Source organism: Limnohabitans parvus II-B4 (assembly GCF_003063455.1).
In the GTDB taxonomy this organism is placed as follows: Bacteria; Pseudomonadota; Gammaproteobacteria; order Burkholderiales; family Burkholderiaceae_C; genus Limnohabitans_A; species Limnohabitans_A parvus.
The window spans coordinates 724005-739690 of record NZ_NESN01000001.1; the positions used below are offsets into that span (position 1 = coordinate 724005).

Consider the following 15686-nt stretch of genomic DNA (forward strand, 5'->3'; position numbering starts at 1 on the left):
ACCCTCTTCCCATGGCGGTATTCACCGAAGTCACTCCCTCGCAGGCCGACAGCCTGATGCAGTCCCTGAACTTGGGGACCCTCACCGAATTGCGCGGCATTGAAGGCGGCATCGAGAACACCAACTACTTCGCCACCACCGACCAAGGCGAGTACGTACTCACCTTGTTTGAGCGCCTGACGCAAGAGCAACTGCCTTTCTACCTGTACCTGATGAAGCACTTGGCGGGCCAAGGCATCCCGGTGCCCGACCCAGCGGCCAACCGCGATGGCGACATCCTGCACACCGTGAGCGGCAAACCAGCCGCCGTGGTCAGCAAACTCGCGGGCAAAAGTCAATTGCAACCGCAGGCCGTGCATAGCGCCGCCGTGGGCGACATGCTGGCGCGCATGCACCTGGCCGGGGCGGACTACAACCGCAGCCAACCCAACCTGCGCGCCCTGCCCTGGTGGAACGAAACCGTGCCCGTGGTGCTGCCCTATCTGGATGAAGCCCAAGCCGCCTTGCTGCGCAGCGAATTGGCCTTCCAAAACCACACGGCCAACACTGCGGCTTATGCCGCCCTGCCCCGCGGACCCGTCCATGCCGACCTGTTCCGCGACAACGTCATGTTCGATGGCGAGCAACTGACCGGGTTTTTTGATTTTTATTTCGCTGGCGTGGACACTTGGCTGTTTGACTTGGCCGTGTGCCTGAACGACTGGTGCATCGATCTGCCCACAGGGGTACACCACAACGAGCGTGCCCAGGCCATGCTCAAGGCCTACAACCAAGTGCGTCCATTGAGCGGCGCTGAGCGAGAGCTGCTGCCTGCCCTTTTGCGGGCAGGGGCTTTGCGTTTCTGGATTTCACGGCTGTGGGACTACCATCTCCCCCGTGAAGCTTCCATGCTCAAGCCTCACGACCCGACCCACTTTGAACGCGTTTTGCGTGGTCGCATCCAGCACCCTGTCTCTGCTTCTGCCTTGATCTGAACCCATGAACCTGCAAATCGTTCCCGCCCGCGCTGGCCTCAAATGGGCACGCCAGGGCATGCGCACCTTTTGGCGGCAGCCTTTGGCCATGTCGGGCCTGTTCTTTTTGTTCATGGCCACGGTGTCAGTCGTTTCCATGGTGCCATTCATTGGGGGCGCTTTGGCCTTGGTGGTTTTGCCAGCACTCACTCTGGGCATGATGGCTGCAACCCAAGTGGCCTCGGACGGCAAATTCCCCATGCCCAGCGTGCTGTTTGCGGCCTTTAAGAAAGGGCCGCACCGCCAAACCATGTTCATTTTGGGCGTCTTGTACGCCGTGATCTTTTTGGTGGTGATGGGCTTGTCCACACTGGCCGATGGCGGCACCTTTGCGCAGGTGTACTTTGGCGGCGCCCCCATGACGCCGGAAGTGGTCACGACCGACTCGTTTCAGACCGCCTTGTGGGTGTCCATGCTCTTTTATATACCGCTGTCCATGATGTTTTGGCACGCGCCCGCTTTGGTGCACTGGTATGGAATGCCCGCCGTCAAAAGCCTGTTTTTCAGCTTTATGGCGTGTTGGCGCAACCTCAAGGCGTTCACCGTTTATGTGTTCACCTGGGGCGTGATTTTCATGTCGGCCGCGGTCTTGGCCATGCTCATCGCCAGCTTACTGGGCAACCCGGGCCTGATGATGGCCACCTTCATGCCGATGGCCCTGATGGTGGCGGCCATGTTTTTCACGTCCATGCTGTTTTCGGTGCGCGACTGTTTCTCCACCGATGTCTATGACGAGCCGCCCAGCAGCGCAGGGCAGCCCGACTGACAAGCCATCAGTGGTGGTGGCCGTGCGCACCGTGTGCATGGCGGTGCGTGATCTCTTCGGCTGAAGCGGCACGCACTTCTTGAACCGTCAAGGTGAGTGTCAGGTGTTGACCCGCCCAAGGGTGGTTGGCGTCCAAGATGACTTTGTCGCCCTTGATTTTCACCACATTGAACACCTGCTCATGGCCTTCGGCCGAACGGCCGCGCAGCTGACCGCCCACCTTCACGCCCGGTGGAAATTCGCTTTTGGGAATGGTTTGCACCAAGCTCTCGTCGCGCTCGCCAAAGGCGTCGGCCGGGGCCAGCTTCAAAGTGGTGGTGAAACCCACTTCTTGGCCTTCCAGCGCAGCTTCGATTTTGGGGAAAGTGTTGTCATAACCGCCGTGCAGGTAAGACGTGGGCTCTTGTGTCTTGTCGAGCAATTGACCTTGGGCATTCACCACTTTGTGGTGCATGGTGACAACGGTGTCTTGGGTGATTTTCATGGGGCTCTTTCGCTTCAGGGAATCGGGATTAAACCAAGGTGAGCTTGGCGACGCTCAGCGCCAGCCATTTCACGCCGTGGCGCGGAAAATTAACTTGGGCACGGGCATCGGCCCCCGCGCCTTCGACGGCCAGAACTTTGCCCTCACCGAACTTGGTGTGGAACACTTGTTTGCCTGCCGAGATGCCGTGTTCGGGCGCGGCTTTTTGTACCGGAACGGGAGGACTTTTGTAGGTTTCGGTGCTCAAACTGCTTTGACCCCAGGCCGGACGCGCATGGCGGTTGAACGCAGGGGTTTGCGGCCAAGCACCACCGGATGCACTGGAGCCAGCTGCATTGCCCAAATTCGAAAAACCGGCGGTTTTGGGCGTCACCCACTTCAAGCAGGCTTCGGGCAATTCATCCAGAAAGCGGCTTTTCAGGTTGTAGCGGGTCTGGCCGTGCAACATGCGGGTTTGCGAATGGCTCAGGTACAGGCGCTTGCGGGCGCGGGTGATGGCCACATACATCAAGCGGCGCTCTTCTTCGAGGCCGTCAAAGTCGTTCATCGAGTTTTCATGCGGGAACAGGCCTTCTTCCAAACCGGTGATGAACACCGCATCAAACTCCAAGCCCTTGCTGGCGTGCACGGTCATGAGCTGCACCGCGTCTTCCCCGGCCTGCGCTTGGTTGTCGCCCGCCTCCAGCGATGCATGGGTCAAGAAGGCCGCCAGCGGGCTCATGATCACGCCGTCTTCGCTGAATTCGTCAATGGTGCCCAAGTCAGCACTGCCCGAACCGCTCAAGCCTTGGCTGGCGGGACTTTGCGACAAGGCTTGCGGCATGGCCACAGCGCTGCGCCCAAAGCCTTCTTGCGTGACAAAACTCTCGGCCGCGTTGACCAATTCCTCCAAGTTCTCCACGCGGTCAGCGCCTTCTTTTTCAGCGCGGTAGTGGTTGACCAAGCCGGTCTTGTCCAGCACCAGGTCAATGATTTCGCGCAGCGTCAGCCCTTCGGTCTGCTCGCGCAACACATCGACCATGGCCACAAACGCGGCCAGATTCGCCCCGGCCTTGCCGGTGGTGGCGCTCACCGCGTCGTGTAGCGAGCAGCCTGCGGCCCGCGCCGCGTCTTGCAGCTGCTCAATGCTGCGGGCCCCAATGCCACGCGGGGGAAAATTGACCACCCGCAAAAAGCTGGTGTCGTCGTTGGGGTTCTCCATCAGGCGCAAATAGGCCAGCGCGTGCTTGATCTCGGCGCGTTCAAAAAAGCGCAAGCCGCCGTACACGCGGTACGGAAACCCGGCGTTGAACAAAGCCGTCTCCAGCACCCGGCTTTGCGCGTTGCTGCGGTACAGCAACGCCACTTCCTTGCGCTCAAAACCGTCCAGTTTGACCAACTGGCGCAACTCGTCTACCAGCCATTGCGCTTCGGCAAAGTCGGACGGCGACTCCACCACCCGCACGGGCTCGCCCGCACCCTGGTCGGTACGCAGGGTCTTGCCCAAGCGGGTTTTGTTGTGGCTGATCAGGTGGTTGGCGGAATCCAGGATGTTGCTGAAGCTGCGGTAGTTTTGCTCGAGCTTGATCTGGTGCTTGACCTGAAATTCGCGCACAAAGTCGGCCATATTGCCCACGCGGGCACCCCGGAAGGCGTAGATGCTCTGATCGTCGTCACCCACGGCCAAAATGGCGCACTCCCCACCTTCGCCCGGCAACCCGGCCAGCTGCTTGAGCCAGGCGTATTGCAGCTTGTTGGTGTCTTGGAACTCGTCCACCAGGATGTGGCGAAAACGGCGGCGGTAATGCTCGCGCACATGCACGTTGTCGCGCAGCAGCTCATACGAGCGCAGCATCAGCTCACCAAAATCCACCACGCCTTCGCGCAAGCACTGCTCTTCGTAGAGCTGGTACAGCTCCACCTTGCGGCGCGTTTCGTCGTCGCGCACCGGCACATCGCCTGGGCGCTGACCGTCCTCTTTGCAGCCCGAGATGAAATACTGCACCTGCTTCGGGGGGAAGCGGTCTTCGTCCACATTGAACTGCTTGCACAGGCGCTTGACGGCCGACAGTTGGTCTTGCGTGTCCAGAATCTGAAAGGTCTGCGGCAAACCGGCCAGCTGGTAATGCGCCCGCAAAAACCGGTTGCACAGCCCGTGGAAGGTGCCAATCCACATCGCGTTCACGTTCACCGGCAGCATGGACTGCAAGCGCAGCTTCATCTCTTTGGCAGCCTTGTTGGTGAACGTCACCGCCAAAATGCCGCCGGGCGACACCTGCGAGGTCTGCAACAGCCAGGCGATGCGTGTGGTCAGCACTCGGGTTTTGCCCGAACCGGCCCCCGCCAAGATCAAAGCGTGCTCGGCAGGCAAGGCCACGGCACGGTGCTGCTCATGGTTGAGCTGGGCGAGCAAAGGCGAAGTGTGTGCCGTGGGGTCGGAAAAGGGAGACATCATCCTGTTGATTGTAGAAAGGTCCGAAGGCAAGCCATGCGTCATGGCTGAGCCATCGCTGCAGATCATTGAGGGTGTCAAAACCTAAGGCAAACCCTAGGCATTTGGGTGTAAACAAGTATTTACAGCAGTTTCACTTGAAGCTAAAACTGTGTGCACGGATTGCGCAGAAAGGCCCGTTGTGTCACTCATCCACTCTTTGGTATCAAAAATCAGCCGAATTCCTCAGGATCTGGCTTGTTTTTCTATACGCCATCGGCCACGGGTTCTTTCGAACACGGTCATCAGAGCCTGGGACCCACGGCCTCGTCGTCAGTTTCACACAACAATTGGCCTGAGGCCGCTCGCAAGCCATTGCCCATGATCAGGATTGAGCCCCGAATCAAACATTGAAGGCTTTGCAACTGAGCTGACGCAATCTGTCAGCCGATTCCAGTAGAATCAGACACCGGGCCCAAGATTCTTGCGCCCGGTTTTTTTTGCCCTGAACCTGCAATGGGTTCACCACAGGGGCCAGAGAACCGGCCAAGCCAAGCGCTCATTCGTTCCTTTTAACGATTCCTTTTTGGAGCTTGGTTTTCTCATGGAAATTTTTGATTACGACAACATCCTGCTTTTGCCACGCAAGTGCCGCGTGGAAAGCCGTTCCGAGTGCGACGCGGGTGTCGAGCTGGGTGGCCGCAAGTTCCGCCTGCCGGTGGTGCCTGCCAACATGAAAACGGTGGTCGACGAGTCGATCTGCCTGTGGATGGCGCAAAACGATTACTTCTACGTCATGCACCGCTTTGACTTGGACAACGTCCAGTTTGTGCGCGACATGCACGGCAAGGGCGTTTATGCCTCGATTTCGCTGGGCGTCAAAGCCCCAGACCGTGCCACGGTGGACCAGCTGGCTGCCGAAAACCTGGTGCCCGAGTACATCACCATCGACATCGCCCATGGCCATGCCGACAGCGTGCGAGACATGATTGGCTACATCAAGGCCAAACTGCCCAAGAGCTTTGTGATCGCCGGCAACGTGGCCACGCCCGAAGCCGTGATCGACCTGGAAAACTGGGGTGCTGACGCCACCAAAGTGGGCGTGGGCCCCGGCAAGGTGTGCATCACCAAGCTCAAGACCGGTTTTGGCACGGGCGGCTGGCAGTTGTCGGCGCTCAAGTGGTGTGCCCGCGTGGCGACCAAGCCGATCATTGCCGACGGCGGTATCCGCAGCCACGGCGACATCGCCAAGAGCATCCGCTTTGGCGCGAGCATGGTCATGATCGGTTCGCTGTTTGCTGGCCACGAAGAGTCGCCCGGCAAGACCGTTGAGGTCGATGGCGAGATGTTCAAGGAGTACTACGGCTCGGCGTCTGACTTCAACAAGGGCGAGTACAAGCACGTGGAAGGCAAGCGCATTCTCGAGCCGATCAAGGGCAAGCTGGCCAACACCCTGATTGAGATGGAGCAGGACGTGCAAAGCTCGATCAGCTACGCAGGTGGCACCAAGCTGATGGACATCCGCAAGGTGAACTACGTGACCTTGGGCGGCGACAACGCGGGCGAACACCTGTTGATGTAAACCCATCACCGCTTTGACACCAAGGGGAGCCGCATGGCTCCCCTTTTTTTTTCGAGGTTCAGCAGCGTCAGCGCAAAGCCCTCAGCGCCAGCATCAGGCCGCTGACGACCAACAGGGCGCAAATGATCTGTCGCAGCCGAGCCACAGGCACATGGTGTGCCACGCGGTGCCCCAACCAGACGCCGGTCAAAGCCACACCGATCAGCACCAGCCAGCGCTGCCAGAGCAGGTCACTGCTCAATCGCCCCTCCCAGCCCATACCCGCCAGCACGGTGCTGGCGGCCACGGTGATGATCATGGGTGTGCTGGCACGCATTTGCTGCACATCGGCCACACGGCGACTCAGCCAGGCCACCACGAGCGGCCCCGCGGTGCCAAAAAGCATTTCAACCAAGCCAATGGCCGTGCCCACCGGATAAGCCCAGAGGGGCGCGGGCAGCCCTGTGCGCTGCGCCGCCGGGCGCAAGGCATTGACGCCCACAGCCGCCACATACAAGCCCAGCAGCAAGAGTGGCCAGCTGGCCTGCAAATGCGGCATGAGCCACAAGCCCAGCAAGGTGCCCACCACCAGCCCGGGCACCAAACGCCGCAACTCACGCCACTGCACCTGCCGCCAGTTCAGCCCACTGTGAAAAGCCGAAGCGGGCACATCCATCAGCAATGTCAGCGCCACCACCTCAGGCAAGGGCCACTGCCAAGCCAGCAGCGGCACGATGACGAGCGCCGAGCCAAAGCCTGTCAGCCCCAGTACCGTGTAACCCAGCAAAACCACGCCCATGGGGTAAAGCCACTCTTGCATCCTGATTCCTTATTGAACGTCAATCGGTCAAGTGTTTTTGGACAAATTCACCAAACACCGACATGGCTGGTAACTCGCTGCGGCCGACCAAGGTGATGAGGCCCAGCCGAGCCTGCGCTTTCAGCGGTGTTTGCATCGGCAACTCAACCAAACCACCTTGGGCCATGCCCTCACGCGCAGCACCCACGATGCCCAAGTAAATCGCATCGGTCTGCCCCACCACATCAATGAGGCTGGCGATGTCTTCGCACTGCAAGGTGGTCATTTGTGCGGGGTTGGCCTGAGGGCCATAGTGGTCCACCAGCAAGCGGGCCACCTCCTGCGACAGCGGGATAGAGGCGATGGGGAAAGCCAGCAATGCGTCAAACGGTACGCCATCGGGGTGAAGGCTGAGCAGCGGGTGCCCCTGGCGGCAGACGAATCCAGCTCGCATCTCCACCACATGGGCCATCTTCAAGTCCGGTGCGGCTTCCACTTGCCGCACGTCCACCACCAAGGCGTCGAGCTGCCGCTCGCGCAGCTGGGTCAATTGCAGCTCGGTAGACCCGCGCGAGACGGTCACCTGCACCGTGGGGTGGTGCCGGGCCATGTAGACCAGCCAAGGCGTCATCAGCATCGCGCCGGGGCCAGAGCCCAAGCCCACCCGCAAAGTGCCCAGTCCGCCTCGCTGCAGCAAGGCAGCGCCCTCTTTGAGTTCTTGGGCTTCGTGCACGATGCGCCTTGCCCGCTCCAGCACCGAGCGGCCCAAAGGCGTCAGCTCATTTTTTTTTGCCGATGCGGTCCACCAACATCCCGCCCAAGTCATCTTCGAGCGCCTGGATGCTGCGGCTCAAGGCCGACTGGGTGATGTGCAGCTTTTCTGCCGCACGGCTGAAGGAGCCGGTTTCGGCCAGTGCCAGCCAATGCTCCAAGTGTCTGAGGTTCATGCATTCATTTTACGAATGAATATTAGAAAAATAAGTCATTGGACACATTGAATTGGCATTTTTACGATGCACTCATGGTCACTTGAACCATGCAGAACCTCAAACCGGAGACATCATGAACGTCAAAACCCTTCTCAGCAGCCTGGTCGTGGCCACCAGCGCCTTTGGCCCTGCCATGGCGCAGACCTACCCTTCTAAAACGATCAACCTGATCGTGCCCTACCCAGCGGGTGGGCCGTCTGACTTTTTTGCCCGCAAGGTACAGCCCGATGCAGCAGCCAAACTGGGGCAGACCATGATCATCGAGAACATTGGCGGGGCCGGTGGTGCGATCGGCATGGCCAAACTGGTCAACTCACCAGCCGACGGCTACACCCTGAGCTTGGGCAGCCCGATGGAGTTGGTGCTGGCTCCCATGGCCATCCAAGGCGTGAAGTACAAATCCGAAGACTTCAAGCTGGTGGCGCAATTCGCCACCACCACGACCATCTTGGCGGTGCGCAACTCGCTCAACATCAAAACCGTGGACGACCTGCTGGCACTGGCCCGCAAGAATGCCGACAAGCCCCTGAGCTACGGCAGCGTGGGCCCCGGCTCGCTGTACCACCTGGTGGGCGAAAAATTCTCCCAACTCACCAAAGTCCAGATGCTGCATGTGCCTTACAAAGGCATTGCGCCGCTGTTGACCGACCTGATGGGCGGCCAGATTGACATGGCTTTTCTGCCCATGGCCGGCTCGATTCCGCAAACCCTCATCGACGGCAAGATCCAAGGCTTGGCCGTGACTGCCAAAACCCCGCACGCGCTGTTCAAGCAGTTCCCGGCCATGGCCGCCATGAAAGGTCTGGAAGGCATGGACTTTGACATCTGGGCCGGTGTGCAAGTGCACAAAAACACCCCGGACGCCGTGGTCAACACCCTGAACAAGGCCTTTTATGCGGCCGCTGAAGTGCCCGAAACCCGCAAGGCACTGGAAGCCAGCGGCAACGTGGTGTTGCCTTCACGCACCCCCACGGAACTGGCTCGCATTTACCTTGGCGACATCGAGCGCTACCGCGCCATCGCCAAATCGATTAATCTGCAAGCTCAGTAATCCACTCCCCCCAAGAGGCCCTCCATGAACGCACCCAGCGAAGCTTTTCTGCACGACAAACTGCACGCCTTGCATGCCCAGGCGGATGAATTCATCGCGGTGCGCCGTGACATCCACAAGCACCCAGAGATGGGCTACAAGGAGTACCGCACCAGCGATCTGGTGGCCGAGCAATTGAGCGCCTGGGGCTACCAAGTCACGCGAGGTTTGGGCGGCACGGGCCTGGTCGGGCAGCTCAAAAAAGGTTCAGGAACGAAAAGCATCGGCATCCGTGCCGACATGGATGCTTTGCCAATTGACGAGGCCACCGGCCTGCCTTACGCCAGTTGCAACGTGGGCATCATGCACGCCTGCGGCCATGACGGTCACACCGCCATGCTGCTGGCAGCAGCCAAGCACATCGCCCAAAAAGGTGAGTTTTCGGGCACCGTGAACCTGATCTTCCAGCCCGCCGAAGAAGGTCTGGGCGGCGCTAAGAAGATGATGGAAGATGGGCTGTTCAAGCGCTTCCCGTGCAATGCCATCTTTGCCATGCACAACATGCCGACACACCCGCAAGGCCACCTGGTCTTTCGCGACGGCTCGGCCATGGCGTCTTCGGACAACGTGACCATCACCTTGCACGGCAAAGGCGGGCACGGCGCCATGCCGCATGTGGCCGCTGACCCGGTGGTGGCTGGCTCAGCCATCGTCATGGGGCTGCAAAGCATCGTGGCCCGCAACGTCGATCCACAGCAGATGGCCATCATCACGGTGGGCGCGTTCAATGCGGGCGTGGCCAACAACGTGATCCCGCAAACCGCCACGCTCAAACTGAGTGTGCGCTCGCTGGACCGCGATGTGCGCATCCTGCTCGAAAAGCGCATCACCGAGCTGGTCCATGCGCAAGCCCAAAGCTACGGCGTGACAGCCGACATCGACTACCAACGCGGCTACCCGGTGCTGGTGAACCACTTGGCTGAAACCGATTTCGCCCGCGATGTGGCCGAAGAGCTGGTGGGGGCAGACAAAGTGATGCGCCAAGGCCGCGCCCTGAACGGCAGCGAAGACTTCGCCTTCATGCTCGAAGAGGTGCCGGGCAGCTATTTGCTGATTGGCAATGGCGATGGCACGGGTGACGGCCATGGGGCGTGCATGGTGCACAACCCGGGCTACGACTTCAACGACAAGAACGTGGCCGTGGGATCGGCGTATTGGTCACTGCTGGTCGAGCGTTTCTTGCCGGCTTGAGACCACGACAACCTTCAAGCAAAAGGGCAAGCCTACTGGCTTGCCCTTTTTTTGGAGCGTCAGTTTCGATCAGGCCGATGGCAGCTCGATCAAGGTTTTGGCCAATGCATTCAAACGGCTGCCGACACGGGTCAAATCCGTCACCACGCTGAAGTGGTTCAACCCGGCCAACTCTTCGCAGACAGGCACCGTCTTGGGGCCCCAAGCCTGGTGGATCAAGCGGTTGTGACGCAAAAACTCTGGGCTCTCATCACCCCCCACAACAGTGAACAAAACGCCCTTGCGGGGCCGCTGCCATTTGGCAGGGCTGGCCATGCGCACATGCTGAGGCGTCAAGCGCAGATCGCCCTGCACAAAAGGCGTCTTGCGCACGGGGGCCAAATCAAACAAGCCCGAAATCGACATGGTTTTACGCACCAGGCCCGCAGGCAAATCGCGCCCCACGGCCTTCCAGTCACAGCCCAGCAACATGGCTGCCAAGTGACCACCAGCCGAATGACCGATCACGGTGATGTTGTTGCGGTCACCACCATGCTCGGCAATGTGCCGCCAAACCCAGGCGGTGGCCCGCGCCATTTGCAGGGCGATATCGGGCACTGTGACAGGCTGAGCATCACTGCCAGGACACAAAGCGTAATTCACCACCACGACACAGGCACCCATGTCGCGCAAGGCTGGTGCGACAAAAGAATGGTCTGACTTGTCCAGGCTGCGCCAGTAACCACCGTGAATGAAGATCACCACAGGTGCGTTGGCCTTGGCGGCAGGGAAGATGTCCAACGTTTCACTGGGACCCTCACCATAGGGAACGTCCAGGCGGGGCTTGAGCGTGTCGCGGGCTTGAGCCGAGGCGTTTTTCCAGTGTTCGAAATGATCGGCAAAATCGGGCACCAGGGCCCGGTTGTTGTACATGCGGTCGTGCCAGGCGGCGTCTTTGATGGGCATGGTTGTCTCCTTTTAAATCTTCATTTCCAAACGAAGCTGAATGTTGCGCCAATTGCGGTCGGTGGTGCGGGCCGTCTCTTGCTGCACACCCATGTTGAAAGTGGTGGCCGTTTCATAGTCACGCGGCAACAAATTGCTGACCGTCAAACGCAGGGCGGTCGCCGCCGAGAATCGCCACTGACCATACACGTCCACCACGCGCTTGATGCCCTGGTAAGACAGTTGCTCTTGACTGCGTCGCGTATCGTAGTCGGGGTTCCAATTGACGTTACCCCCCAAGGTCAGAGGCACCCCCCTCAATCGGTAGTCGCCCCCTAAGTTGGCGGTCATGCTGGGTTGTTGGTCCAATCGGTTGTCGGGGCCGGGCACATCCTTGACCTTGGAGCGGAAAAAACTCACGTTGCTGCGGATGTCCACAGGCCAAGCCTCGGTCCACGCCTGGTTCAATCGGAATTTAGCTTCCAGCTCGATACCCTGTGTGACGGCGTCGCCCACGTTTTGGGGGCTGGACACCCAACGCTGTTGGCTGGACCAAGACACGCTCTGCAAACGGGTCTGGTAGCGGATCAGGTCTTGGATATTGCGGCGGAACACGTTGGCGCTGAGCACACCCCCGCCCTCCAGATAACGCTCAAATCCCAGGTCAACGCCGGTGGCCAACTCAGGCCGCAAGTCAGGGTTGCCGACCCGGTCGGGTTGGGTGGGGACGTTGCTGGGAAACAGGTCCGGCTGATAGTCGCGCGAATAACGCAAGGGGGCGACCATGTTGTACAGCGTGGGGGTTTTGTAACTGCGCGTCAGGCTCATGCGCACTTGGTCACGTTTGGCCGGATCGGGCTTCCACATGGCATGAAGCAAGGGGGTCCAAACTTGGCTCTTGTTGCTTCTGAACTCTTCACCCACCTGCCCCTCGGTCAAGATACTTTCATAGCGAAGGCCTGCATAGGCCGACCAGTTGGGGTTGATCTTGAATTCATCTTGGGTGTAGGCTGCCCAACGGGCGGTGCGGGCTTTTAAGTTACCGCTCTCGTCACCAGCACCTGCGCTGGCCTCCTCAACACGCCGAACCCCTTCGTGCTCCACACCACTGACCCACTGGTGGCCATTGTTCAGAACACGAGTCCATTTGCCGTTCAAGCTGGTACTGCGGTCAGTGAAGCGCTGCTCGTCCAGCGCATTGGACAAGAGCCCAGTGCTGCGGACAGCCGTCTGCGTGATGTGCTGGTCGTATTTGGATTGACCCACCCCAAAACGCACTTCCAAGCGGTCATCGGCCGACAAGCGCTGCCCCCACTGGCCGTTCAAGCGTGCGGCAGCATATCGGCTTTCGTTGTCGGTTAAAGCTGTATCGGTGATGGCTGCTGACGAGATCCGCCTGGCATCCATGCGACCTTGAGCTGCGTATTCGGAGTAAATCAAAAATGGCGTCAAGGTCAGGGTTTTGCCCTGCTCACCTTTCCACTGCAAGCGGGCATTGGCGTGCACGCCTTGGCGACGGCCCGAAGATTCAGACAAACGCACTTGGTCATCCCGGTAATCTGAATCGATCTCGGTCAAACTCTGGTCAGCACGCTGGTTGTCCATGGCCGACAACGTGAAGGTGCCGCTCAGGGGGGAAGTGTTGAGGTTGTGCACCCAGTTCAACATGCTAGAGCCTTGGCCATGCTCTTGGCTGCGGGTGATTTTCAAATCGTCCGGTGTGGCTTTTCGGCCTTCGCGAAGCACAATGTTGATGGTGCCTGCAATCGCGCGGGCGCCGGTTTCGGCCGTAGGTGCTCGCAAAATCTCAATGCGCTCCACCTGTTCAGGGGTCAAAGAGTCGACCGAAAAACCTGGGGGCATGCGCTCACCGTCCAGCAAGATTTGGGTGTAGCCCCCACCCAGTCCGCGCATCCGAATGGCGCCGCCACGGCCAGGTGCGCCCTGCACCGTCACGCCCGGCAAGCGCTTGAGCACATCACCCAAAGTCGCATCACCTTGTTTTTCAAGCTCTTCACGCCCAATCACGATTTTGGAGGCCGTGGACTCTTGGCGTGCTTCGGAGTCGGTGTTGCGGTTGCCTCGGATTTCGACCTGCCCGAGGTCGGTGGCAACACCTGCTGCAGATGGGGCTTGGGCCAAGGCGCCCATCGGCGCGGACAACATGACCACCGCTGATGCGACAAAGCCCAGCGAAAAGTGGGGCCCGTGCCCGGTCAAACGCTCAGAAAAGACAGGGAAAGAAGATGGAGAGAAGGTATCGCGCATGAAGCCATTTTGACAGCCTCAAATGACGTCTGTTTGTCGACCCGGTAAAGACCGGGACTCCCACCCGATCAATCCTGCAGGCGCTTGCCCGTCAGACAAGCCGAACGCAGGCTCTTACTCGCCGGATTTGAACAAGGCCGCCACTTTGCGCTTGGGCTTGATGTTGGCCGAAATCGAGGAGCGAACGGTTTTAGGTCCGCTGGGTTCCCAGCTGGGCGGCACGTCGGTCGCCGCTGGCTCGTAAGGCTTTTGGAAAAATGGATCGCGGTTGATCGGCGCAGGACGGAAGCCACCGCGTCGCTCGTGGGGTGCATCCAGTGCATCACGGGGATCGTGCTCGCGGCGACGGCCCTCTGAGGCGCGCGAGCGGGGACGGTCTTCCGCACGCTCGCCCCATTTTTCGGGTGCTGGGCCTGCAGGTCGGGTGTCGAGCTGCAGCGTTTCCACTTCCAGCTTTTTCTTGATCAGCTTTTCAATGTCACCCACCAAGCGGGCGTCAGACGGACTGACCAAGGTGACCGCTAAACCAGAAGCTCCGGCACGGCCGGTACGGCCAATGCGGTGCACATAGTCTTCGGCGTTGAAAGGCACATCGAAGTTGAACACGGCTGGCACATCTTTGATGTCCAGACCGCGAGCAGCCACATCGGTGCACACCAACAAGTCAACTTCGCCCTTTTTGAAGGCTTCCAGCGCTTTCAGGCGCTCGTCCTGGCTCTTGTCACCGTGCAATGCGGCTGTGCGCAGACCTTCACGCTCCAAAGAGCGGGCGAGGCGACCGCAGCCGAGCTTGCTGTTCACAAAAATGAAGGCTTGCTTGATACCCCGGTCGTCCAGCACCTTGCGGATCACGCGGCGCTTGTCGTCGTCTTGCGCGGCGTAAAAACGCTGCTCAACCGTCGAAGCCGTCTCGTTGGGACGGGCCACTTCGATGGTGATCGGGTTTTGCAGGTAGCTGCCAGCCAGGCGCTTGATTTCGGGTGAGAAGGTGGCCGAAAACAGCAAGGTGGTGCGCTGCTTGGGCAAAAAGCTCAGAATGCGCTGCAGATCGGGCAAAAAGCCGATGTCGAGCATGCGGTCGGCTTCGTCCAGCACCACATATTCCACTTGGTTCAAAACCGCGTTTTTGGCTTCGATGTGGTCGAGCAAACGGCCCGGCGTGGCGACCAGCACCTCGACGCCTTTTTTCAGCTCCAGGGTCTGGGGCTTCATGTCCATGCCGCCAAAAACCACCGCGCTGCGCAGCTGTGTGTACTTGGCGTACATCTTGATTTGTTGGGCGACCTGGTCGGCCAGCTCGCGCGTGGGCAAGAGCACCAAAGCGCGTACCGGGTGACGGGCGGGCGAGGTGGAGGGGTTTTCGTGCTTGAGCAGGCGCTGCAACAAGGGCAGCGAAAAAGCCGCCGTTTTGCCTGTGCCGGTTTGGGCTGCGCCCATCACGTCCTGGCCCGTCAACACCACTGGAATGGCTTGGGCCTGGATAGGGGTCATGGATTCGTAGCCCATTTCGGCTACGGCTCGTGCCAGCGTAGGCGCCAGCGATAAATTGGAAAAAGAGTCGGTCATTAACCCGCTATTGTCGCATTTTGGGCTGGCAGGCCAAAAACCGAGGGGGGAGCCTCAGGTTTTAGGGAGCGTCACACCCACTTGGCCCTGGTACTTGCCACCCCGGTCCTTGTAGCTGGTTTCGCAAACTTCATCGCTTTCCAAGAACAAAACTTGGGCGCAACCTTCACCCGCATAAATCTTGGCAGGCAAAGGGGTGGTGTTGCTGAACTCCAGCGTCACATAGCCTTCCCACTCGGGCTCAAAAGGCGTCACGTTCACGATGATGCCGCAGCGGGCGTAAGTGCTTTTGCCCAAGCAAATGGTGAGCACGTTGCGCGGAATCCGGAAATACTCCACCGTGCGGGCCAGGGCAAAACTGTTGGGCGGGATGATGCAGACATCACCTTCGATGTCCACAAAACTGCGCTCGTCAAAGTTTTTGGGGTCTACCACTGTGCTGTAGATGTTGGTGAACACCTTGAATTCCGGCGCACAACGGATGTCGTAGCCATAGCTGCTGGTGCCGTAGCTCACAATTTTTTGGCCAGCCGCGTTTTGGCGGATCTGTCCGGGCTCAAACGGCTCGATCATGCCGTGCTGCTCTGCCATGCGGCGGATCCATTTGTCGCTCTTGATGCTCATG

Annotated in this window: 12 protein-coding genes and 1 pseudogene; 5 read left to right on the top strand and 8 right to left on the bottom strand. The window is 59.6% G+C overall.

Annotated elements, in window-relative coordinates:
- Window positions 1-11 precede the first annotated feature (11 nt).
- Entirely contained in the window at window positions 12-974 is a 963-nt protein-coding gene (locus tag B9Z37_RS03340; protein WP_108311588.1) for a homoserine kinase, read from the top strand.
- A 4-nt stretch (window positions 975-978) separates the two neighbouring features.
- Complete coding sequence (locus B9Z37_RS03345) at window positions 979-1779, top strand: BPSS1780 family membrane protein (RefSeq protein WP_108311589.1); 801 nt, start codon at window positions 979-981, stop codon at window positions 1777-1779.
- A 7-nt stretch (window positions 1780-1786) separates the two neighbouring features.
- On the opposite strand, the gene B9Z37_RS03350 is transcribed toward B9Z37_RS03345, so the two are convergent.
- Together B9Z37_RS03350 and B9Z37_RS03355 are read right to left on the bottom strand one after the other, a co-directional pair.
- Entirely contained in the window at window positions 1787-2263 is a 477-nt protein-coding gene (locus tag B9Z37_RS03350; RefSeq protein WP_108311590.1) for an FKBP-type peptidyl-prolyl cis-trans isomerase, read from the bottom strand.
- 28 nt (window positions 2264-2291) lie between these two features.
- Window positions 2292-4694 (bottom strand): UvrD-helicase domain-containing protein, encoded by a 2403-nt coding sequence (locus tag B9Z37_RS03355; protein WP_108311888.1) that lies wholly within the window; start codon window positions 4692-4694, stop codon window positions 2292-2294.
- 583 nt (window positions 4695-5277) lie between these two features.
- Here B9Z37_RS03355 and B9Z37_RS03360 point away from each other — a divergent pair.
- A complete protein-coding gene (locus B9Z37_RS03360) occupies window positions 5278-6255 on the top strand; it encodes a GMP reductase (RefSeq protein ID WP_108311591.1) in 978 nt (325 codons plus the stop codon).
- 67 nt (window positions 6256-6322) lie between these two features.
- On the opposite strand, the gene B9Z37_RS03365 is transcribed toward B9Z37_RS03360, so the two are convergent.
- A complete protein-coding gene (locus B9Z37_RS03365; protein WP_108311592.1) occupies window positions 6323-7054 on the bottom strand; it encodes a sulfite exporter TauE/SafE family protein in 732 nt (243 codons plus the stop codon).
- 19 nt (window positions 7055-7073) lie between these two features.
- Window positions 7074-7980, bottom strand: a pseudogene (locus B9Z37_RS03370) (LysR family transcriptional regulator).
- A 115-nt stretch (window positions 7981-8095) separates the two neighbouring features.
- Between B9Z37_RS03370 and B9Z37_RS03375 the strand changes: the two are divergent.
- Window positions 8096-9073: a Bug family tripartite tricarboxylate transporter substrate binding protein gene (locus B9Z37_RS03375; RefSeq protein ID WP_108311889.1), complete on the top strand. Its 978-nt coding sequence runs from the start codon at window positions 8096-8098 to the stop codon at window positions 9071-9073.
- 24 nt (window positions 9074-9097) lie between these two features.
- On the top strand, window positions 9098-10303 hold the full coding sequence (locus tag B9Z37_RS03380) for a M20 aminoacylase family protein (RefSeq protein WP_108311593.1): 1206 nt from the start codon (window positions 9098-9100) through the stop codon (window positions 10301-10303).
- Between the two features lie 69 nt (window positions 10304-10372).
- On the opposite strand, the gene B9Z37_RS03385 is transcribed toward B9Z37_RS03380, so the two are convergent.
- From B9Z37_RS03385 to dcd, 4 genes are all read right to left on the bottom strand, one after another.
- A complete protein-coding gene (locus B9Z37_RS03385; protein WP_108311594.1) occupies window positions 10373-11248 on the bottom strand; it encodes an alpha/beta hydrolase in 876 nt (291 codons plus the stop codon).
- A gap of 12 nt (window positions 11249-11260) precedes the next feature.
- Entirely contained in the window at window positions 11261-13495 is a 2235-nt protein-coding gene (locus B9Z37_RS03390) for a TonB-dependent receptor plug domain-containing protein (RefSeq protein WP_108311595.1), read from the bottom strand.
- 114 nt (window positions 13496-13609) lie between these two features.
- Window positions 13610-15061 carry a DEAD/DEAH box helicase gene (locus tag B9Z37_RS03395; RefSeq protein WP_108311596.1) on the bottom strand — a complete coding sequence of 484 codons (1452 nt, stop codon included), beginning with the start codon at window positions 15059-15061 and terminating at the stop codon, window positions 13610-13612.
- 54 nt (window positions 15062-15115) lie between these two features.
- Window positions 15116-15685 (bottom strand): dCTP deaminase, encoded by a 570-nt coding sequence (gene dcd, locus B9Z37_RS03400; protein WP_019425458.1) that lies wholly within the window; start codon window positions 15683-15685, stop codon window positions 15116-15118.
- Window position 15686 lies beyond the last annotated feature (1 nt).

Bases quoted from the DNA above. Each gene is read 5' to 3' on its own strand.
- B9Z37_RS03340 (WP_108311588.1), top strand. From the start codon at position 12: ATGGCGGTATTCACCGAAGTCACTCCCTCGCAGGCCGACAGCCTGATG.
- B9Z37_RS03345 (WP_108311589.1), top strand. From the start codon at position 979: ATGAACCTGCAAATCGTTCCCGCCCGCGCTGGCCTCAAATGGGCACGC.
- B9Z37_RS03350 (WP_108311590.1), bottom strand. From the start codon at position 2,263: ATGAAAATCACCCAAGACACCGTTGTCACCATGCACCACAAAGTGGTG.
- B9Z37_RS03355 (WP_108311888.1), bottom strand. From the start codon at position 4,694: ATGTCTCCCTTTTCCGACCCCACGGCACACACTTCGCCTTTGCTCGCC.
- B9Z37_RS03360 (WP_108311591.1), top strand. From the start codon at position 5,278: ATGGAAATTTTTGATTACGACAACATCCTGCTTTTGCCACGCAAGTGC.
- B9Z37_RS03365 (WP_108311592.1), bottom strand. From the start codon at position 7,054: ATGCAAGAGTGGCTTTACCCCATGGGCGTGGTTTTGCTGGGTTACACG.
- B9Z37_RS03375 (WP_108311889.1), top strand. From the start codon at position 8,096: ATGAACGTCAAAACCCTTCTCAGCAGCCTGGTCGTGGCCACCAGCGCC.
- B9Z37_RS03380 (WP_108311593.1), top strand. From the start codon at position 9,098: ATGAACGCACCCAGCGAAGCTTTTCTGCACGACAAACTGCACGCCTTG.
- B9Z37_RS03385 (WP_108311594.1), bottom strand. From the start codon at position 11,248: ATGCCCATCAAAGACGCCGCCTGGCACGACCGCATGTACAACAACCGG.
- B9Z37_RS03390 (WP_108311595.1), bottom strand. From the start codon at position 13,495: ATGCGCGATACCTTCTCTCCATCTTCTTTCCCTGTCTTTTCTGAGCGT.
- B9Z37_RS03395 (WP_108311596.1), bottom strand. From the start codon at position 15,061: ATGACCGACTCTTTTTCCAATTTATCGCTGGCGCCTACGCTGGCACGA.
- dcd (WP_019425458.1), bottom strand. From the start codon at position 15,685: ATGAGCATCAAGAGCGACAAATGGATCCGCCGCATGGCAGAGCAGCAC.